This is a genomic window from Frankia sp. CcWB2 (genome assembly GCF_977927585.1).
Map to the genome: position 1 here is coordinate 20,336 of NZ_CDWRCM010000002.1, position 7,231 is coordinate 27,566.

Below are 7,231 nucleotides of genomic sequence, written 5' to 3' on the forward strand. Positions count from 1 at the left end.
CTCCGCCCGGCCGGTGCCGGGCCGCACGCCGATCAGGTCGAACAGGCTCCGGGGCGGGGTGCTTCCGGTGATCCGGCCCAGTTCATCGAGATCTGCGCGGACCTGGCCGAGTACCTCGGCGGGGATCGCGCCGGCCGAGGCCTCCGTGGCGGAGCTCCGCGATCCGGCAGGCAGGGCCCGATGACGCCGGATCCGCAGCGTGAACGCGGGGTCGTCGATCCCCTGGGATGCCGCCAGCGCCCGCAAACCGACGATCTTGTCCTCCGGGAGTCCACCGAACCGGGCGACGAGTCGCCCGACCGCGGCGTCCAGGGAGGCGAATCGTTCGTCGTCCCGGGCGGCGCGGGCGGCGGCGACCCGATCCCGCAGCTCTAGGCGCGCGGTACGGGTCGCCAGTGCCGCGACGAGCTCCGCGTGCAGCCCCAGCAGACCGATAATCACTCCTCGGTAGCGGGGGTGGTCCCGGCTGCGCTGCCAGAACGCCCCGACATCCGCGGTCCTGGCCTCGATTGCGGCGTCGTCGAGGGTGTCCACCTCGTCGAGCGGGATGTCGTAGATCTCGAAGGGATCGCTGTGCTCGGCCCCGCCCCGGCTGTGCACGACGGCGAGGACCCGGCGACGGTAGTCGTTGGAGTCGAAGGACCGCATCGCCGCGCCCCTCAGATCCATCCGCTCGGCGCACCACCCGGGCCGCCGCGCTCCCGGCGGGCCCGGGCCACCTGTTCCCGCTCGCGGGCGACGTCGGCCTGGCTCAACGCGGCCGAGGTCTCCACCCGTACCGTGAGCGGCCGGTCGCCGAGACCCTCATGCGTCGCCGTCACCTCCAGGATCCCATCGAAACCCATCCGGAAAATGATCTCAATCTGGGAGCCGGCCGGGAAACCGGGCGGGATACCCGTGATCTCGGCCTCGGCAATGACCTTGTTGTCCTCGATACGCGCCGATTCGACACCACCGGCCTGTTCGACGACGTAGACGGTGACGGCGTCCTGGTCGTTGCGCACCGTCCCGAACGCGCGCCGGACGGCAATCGGAAGCCGGTCGTTGCGGTGCACCAGGAAGACTGCCCCCTGTTCACCGAACCGGTTCAACGCCAACACCCCGAAACCACGCGAGACAACGTTGACGACCTGTACCTCGACGGTGCGGCGCACCCGCTGGGCGGGCAGGCCGAGGACGCTCGCGAGCCGCCGGCACGCCGCGTCCAGGTCCGCTGGGGCGGCGGTGTCCACGGCAGCCCCGTCAACCAGCTGACCGCGGGTCACCAGGTCGGCGGCCACCAGGCGTTCCAGCGCCTTCTTCTCCCCGTAGATCGCGGCCCCGCGGGCCACGGCGAGGTCGGGATCGGTCAACTCGACGGGCACGGCGAACTCGGCGGCGAGGCGCCTGGCCACGGCCGGCATCCGCGCCGCGCCGCCGACGAGCAGGATCCGGTCGATCCCCCGCACCCCTCGGGCCCGCGCGGCGTCGACCGCGACCCGGGTAAGGGTGATCGTCCGGTCAAGCAGACCGGCGGTGAGCCGTTCGAGTTCGTCGCGGGTCAGCGTGACCTCGGTGGACAACCCGGCGTGCTCGACCAGGACCGTCGTCGATGCGACGTCGGTCAGCTCCCGGCGAGCCCGTTCGGCGGCGAGCGCGAGCGCCTGGGCGGTCTCGCCGCCGTCGAGCGGGTCCCGGGCGCCGGGATGGGCCGCGAGGAACCGGTCGCAGAGGAAGAGCACCACCTTCTCGTCCCAGTCGGCACCGCCCAGCTGATGGTCACCGTCGATCGCCACCACCGACACCCGCCGGTCGGCGAGCTCGACCACGGTGACGTCGAACGTACCGCCGCCCAGGTCGTAGACGAGCGCGACCTCCTCCGCCGCCATTCCCGGACCACCGAGCGTACGCCGTGCACCGATCTCGAAGCGGGCAAAGCCGTAGGACAGCGCCGCCGCGGTCAGCTCGTTGATGACGTCGACGACATTCAGCCCCGCGTACTCGCCGGCAAGCACCGTCGCGCGGCGCTCCTCGTTCCCGAAGTAGGCCGGAACGGTGATCACGACGTCCTCGACGGGCTCGCCGGTGGTGAGCGCGGCGTCGGAGACCAGCGCCTTGAGGATCAGACCGCTGACGGCCGGCGCCGACCAGGCCGCGCCGCGGGTGACGAAGCGCCAGTCCCCGTCCCCCATCCGCCGCTTGACCAGGGAGCACACGTCGTCGGGGCGCGCCCGGGCCAGCCGCCGCGCGGTCTCCCCGGTGATGTAGTCGTCGGCCCCCACGAACAGCACCACGCTCGGCAGCGTCCGCGCGTCGTCGGGCAACGGCACGATCTGCGGCTCGCCGGAACCGGACACCCGGGCCAGGCAGCTGAACGTCGTACCAAGATCGATACCGAAGATGCTACGGGTACCCGCCGGGAAACGACGGTCAACGTGTCCGACCACACCCGGAAACCTATCTTTCGCGGCCCGTGGTGACAGCAGACACCTGCCCCGAAGTGCCCGCGGCGCTAGTCCAGGTCGAGCAGCGACTCCAGACCGACCGTGAGTCCCGGTCGCTCGCCGACCTTCCGCACGCTCAGCAGCACCCCCGGCATGAACGAGGTGCGGTCGTAGGAATCATGTCGCAGGGTGAGGGTCTCCCCCGCGCCCCCGAGCAGGACCTCCTGATGCGCGACGAGCCCGGCGAGGCGGACGGCATGCACCGGCACACCGTCGACCCGGGCGCCGCGGGCACCGTCGAGGGCGGCGGTCGTCGCGTCCGGGCCGGCCACCGGCAATCCGGCGGTGGTACGCGCCGCGGCGACCAGCTCCGCGGTACGCCGGGCGGTGCCGCTTGGCGCGTCGGCCTTGCCGGGATGGTGCAACTCGACGATCTCCACCGAGTCGAAGAACCGGGCGGCCCGGGCAGCGAACGTCATCATCAGCACGGCGGCTACCCCGAAGTTCGGCGCGACGAGCACCCCGACCCCCGGTGCCGCGGCCAGCCAGCCACGCAGGATCGCGAGCCGCGGCTCGTCGAAGCCGGTGGTGCCGACGACGACGTGCTTGCCGGCCTGGACACACCAGCGGAGGTTGTCCATCACCGCGTCCGGGGTGGTGAAGTCGACGACGACGTCGGCCGCGGCGAGCGCACCACGGTCATCGCCGACGCCGAGGGCCGCGACCAGCGCCAGGTCGGCGGCGGCTTCGACGGCAGCACACACCGTCGACCCCATCCGTCCCCGTGCACCGAGCACCCCCACTGCTATCCCTGTTGCCGGTATCCCGGTTGCCGGGACAGCACCGGCTACCGGGCGGGAGTCGGGGTCGGACATTCAGTGAACCTCGAACCTCTCGGGAGGAGAGCCGCTAACGGGCGACGGCGGCGCTGAAGTCGTGGTCGTCGAAGGGTCCGATAACGCCCAGGGCCCAGGACTGGTCCAGCAGCTCCCGCGCGATCGTGGTGACGTCGTCGAGGGTGACCGCGCCCACCCGGGCGATGATCTCGTCGACCGGCAAGACCTCACCGTGGACGAGCTCGCTCTTGCCGAGGCGGCTCATCCGGGATCCGGTGTCCTCCAGGCCGAGAATCATCGAGCCGCGGTTCTGCCCACGGGCCCGGTCGAGTTCCTCGGCACTGATCCCGTGCTCGGCGATCTGGCGTACCTGCTCACGGGCGAGCTCGAGGACCATATCGGCACGCTTGGGGGCGCATCCGGCATAGACGCCGAACAGGCCCGCGTCGGCGAAGTGGGAGGCGAACGAACCCACCGAGTACGCCAGCCCCCGCTTCTCCCGGATCTCCTGGAACAGCCGCGAGCTCATCCCACCGCCTAGCGCCGTCGACAGCACGCCGAGCGTGTAACGGCGCGGATCGTGCCGGGACAGTCCCCTAGTGCCGAGCACGAGATGCGCCTGCTCGGTCGGCCGGTCGGTCACGACGATGCCGGGCGGCTGCGGGTAGTCGTACGATCCGCCACGTACCTCGAACGGCTCGGCGCTCACTGTCAGACGGTCGGCGAACGCCTCGGCTACCAGCGCCAGCGCCCGGTCGTGCGCCAGGTTGCCGGCGATGGAGACCACCATCGCCGGCGGGATGTACCGGGAGCGGTAGTAGTCCGCGATGGTCTCCCGGCCCAGCCCCTCGATCGACTCGGTCGTCCCGAGCACCGGGCGGCCGAGCACCGACGACCCGAGCATCGCCTCCGCGAACACGTCATGGACGAGGTCACCCGGGTCGTCCTCGTACATGGCGATCTCCTCCAGGATCACGCCACGCTCGGCCTCGACGTCGTCGGCCGTCACCAGCGAGTTGGTGACCATGTCGGCGATGACGTCGACGGCCATCGCGAGATCGGAGTCGAGCACCCGCGCGTAGTAGCAGGTGTACTCCTTGCCGGTGAAGGCGTTGATGTCCCCGCCGACCGCCTCGACCGACGCGCTGATGATCAACGCGTCCCGGCTGGGCGTGCCCTTGAACAGCAGGTGCTCCAGGTAGTGGGAGCATCCGGCGGTCACCGGCGTCTCGTCGCGCGAGCCCACCCCGACCCAGACGCCGATCGCGACCGAGCGCACCCCGGGGACCCGCTCGGTGATGACCCGCAGACCGCCGGGGAGCACGGTGCGGCGCACCGCGCCGTCCAGCAACGATTCGCCACCGACCCCGCCAGCGAGCAGGTGCGCGGCCCGGGAGCCGGGAACCGGCTTGTTCCGCGGCGCGCCGGCGGTCCCCGCGGAGCAGGTCAGGTCGGGCGTGGGAGTGTCGGACACGACGGGCCGTCAGGAGGCGGCGGCCGCCGCGTCGGCGGCTTCGGCGGCTTCGGCGCTCGGGGACAGGCTGATCTTCCCGCGGCTGTCGATCTCGGTGATCTCGACCTGGAGCTTCTGACCCACCGTCAGGACGTCCTCCACCTTCTCCACCCGCTTACCGCCGGAGAGTGTCTTGAGCTTGCTGACGTGGAGCAGGCCGTCCCGGCCCGGGGTGAGCGAGACGAAGGCCCCGAAATTGGTGATCTTCACAATCGTCCCCAGATAACGCTCGCCGACCTCGGGCATCTGCGGGTTGGCGATCGCGTTGATCGCCGACCGGGCGGACTCCGCCGACGGACCGTCCACCGCGCCGATGTAGATCGTCCCGTCGTCCTCGACGGTGATCTCGGCACCGCTGTCCGCCTGGATCTGGTTGATCATCTTACCCTTGGGTCCGATGACCTCCCCGATCTTGTCCACCGGGATCTTGACGGAGATGACCCGCGGGGCGTGAGCGGACATCTCGTCCGGGCTGCCGATGGCCTCGGCCATCACGTCAAGGATCGCGAGCCGCGCCCCGCGCGCCTGCTGGAGCGCCGCGGCGAGGACCGAGGCCGGGATGCCGTCGAGCTTGGTGTCGAGCTGGAGCGCGGTGACGAAGTCCCGGGTGCCGGCGACCTTGAAGTCCATGTCCCCGTAGGCGTCCTCGGCCCCGAGGATGTCGGTCAGGGTGACGTAGGAGTCGTCGGCGTGGATGAGGCCCATCGCGATCCCGGCGACCGGCGCCTTGAGCGGTACCCCGGCGTTGAGCAGCGACAGGGTGCTCGCGCACACCGAGCCCATGCTCGTCGACCCGTTCGAACCCAGCGCCTCGGATACCTGCCGGATCGCGTAGGGGAACTCCTCGCGGCTGGGCAGCACCGGGAGCAGGGCCCGCTCGGCGAGTGCCCCGTGGCCGATCTCTCGGCGCTTCGGCGAACCGACGCGGCCGGTCTCGCCGGTGGAGTACGGCGGGAAGTTGTAGTTGTGCATGTACCGCTTGGTGCGGTCGGGGTTGAGCGTGTCGACCGTCTGCTCCATGCGCAGCATGGCCAGGGTCGTGACGCCGAGGATCTGCGTCTCGCCCCGTTCGAACAGCGCCGAGCCGTGTACCCGCGGGATGTAGTCGACCTCGGCTGACAGCGCGCGGATCTCGGTTGTCGAGCGACCGTCGATGCGCACGCCCTCGGTCACGATGCGGGAGCGGACGAGCTTCTTGGTCAGTGCCCGGTAGGCGGCGCCGATCTCCTTCTCCCGCCCCTCGAACTGGGAGGCCACCTTCTCGGCCGCGAGCTGGCGGGCCCGGTCGAGCTCGTTCTCGCGCTCAGCCTTGCCGGGGATGCGCAGCGCGGCGGACAGCTCGTCGCCGATTGCCGCGGACAGCGCGTCCAGCACGTCGTCGTGATGGTCGATGAAGACGGGGAACTCCCGGGCGGGCTTCGCGGCGAGCGCGGCCAGCTCGTTCTGGGCCCGGCAGAGCTCACGGATGGCGGGCTTCGCCGCCTCGAGGCCCGCGGCCACGACCTCCTCGGTGGGAGCCGGCGCGCCGTGCGCGAGCAGTTCGACCGTGCCCGGGGTCGCCTCGGCCTCCACCATCATGATCGCGACGTCCGAGCCGTCCTCGATCACCCGACCGGCCACGACCATGTCGAAGGTCGCCCGAGCGAGCTCCGCATGGGTCGGGAAGGCGATCCACTCGCCATCGACGAACCCGACCCGGGTCGCGCCGATCGGCCCGGTGAAGGGCAGGCCGGACAGCGTCGTCGACGCGCTGGCCGCGTTGATGGCGACCACATCGTAAAGGGTGTCGGGATCCAGGGCGAGCACGGTGGCCACGACCTGGATCTCGTTGCGCAGCCCCTTGGCGAACGACGGCCGCAGCGGCCGGTCGATGAGCCGGCAGGTGAGGATCGCGTCCTCGCTGGGGCGGCCCTCCCGCCGGAAGAACGAGCCGGGGATGCGCCCGGCCGCGTACATCCGCTCCTCGACATCCACCGTCAGCGGGAAGAAGTCGAGCTGTTCCTTGGGCTGCTTGCTAACCGTCGTCGCCGAGAGCACCATCGTGTCGCCCAGGTAGGCGACGGCCGAGCCGGCGGCCTGCTTGGCGAGACGCCCGGTCTCGAACCGAACCGTCCGGTCTCCGGCCGGGGTCGCGATGACCGCTTCGGCCGCATGTGTCGAGTCGTCCACTCGAACCACTCCATCCTCTTCCTCGGCCGGATCCACGCGGCCGATCCTCTTCTGCGGCCGGGTCCATGCCAACGAGGATGCCGGTGCTCAGTCGAAGCCCCCGGGTCCGGTGCCCGTACCCATCCCGGCGACCACGACCGAGGTACCGGCGGCTCGCACCACCATGGACCCGGCCAGGTCCTCCACACCGCCGAGCGGACGACTCCGCCGACGGCTCGACGCATTCGGTACCTACCCCCAATGCGTCAGAGGGAGCGTCCCGCCCGGGCCGCTCCCTCTTCGCGCTACCG

Annotated in this window: 4 protein-coding genes and 1 pseudogene; all 5 read right to left on the minus strand. The window is 71.0% G+C overall.

Annotation, left to right across the window (positions count from 1 at the left end):
• Positions 1 to 669: pseudogene (locus ACY45C_RS00830) on the minus strand (hypothetical protein); the annotation flags it as partial.
• The gene (locus ACY45C_RS00835) at positions 660 to 2,426 is read right to left on the minus strand and encodes an Hsp70 family protein (RefSeq protein WP_462185763.1); all 1,767 of its coding nucleotides are present in this window, start codon (positions 2,424 to 2,426) and stop codon (positions 660 to 662) included. The pseudogene ACY45C_RS00830 and the gene ACY45C_RS00835, both read right to left, overlap by 10 nt.
• A 65-nt stretch (positions 2,427 to 2,491) precedes the next feature.
• Entirely contained in the window at positions 2,492 to 3,226 is a 735-nt protein-coding gene (dapB, locus tag ACY45C_RS00840; protein WP_462185796.1) for a 4-hydroxy-tetrahydrodipicolinate reductase, read from the minus strand.
• A gap of 106 nt (positions 3,227 to 3,332) precedes the next feature.
• Positions 3,333 to 4,733 carry a M16 family metallopeptidase gene (locus tag ACY45C_RS00845; protein WP_462185764.1) on the minus strand — a complete coding sequence of 467 codons (1,401 nt, stop codon included), beginning with the start codon at positions 4,731 to 4,733 and terminating at the stop codon, positions 3,333 to 3,335.
• Positions 4,734 to 4,742: 9 nt separating this feature from the next.
• Entirely contained in the window at positions 4,743 to 6,941 is a 2,199-nt protein-coding gene (locus ACY45C_RS00850) for a polyribonucleotide nucleotidyltransferase (RefSeq protein ID WP_462185765.1), read from the minus strand.
• Positions 6,942 to 7,231 lie beyond the last annotated feature (290 nt).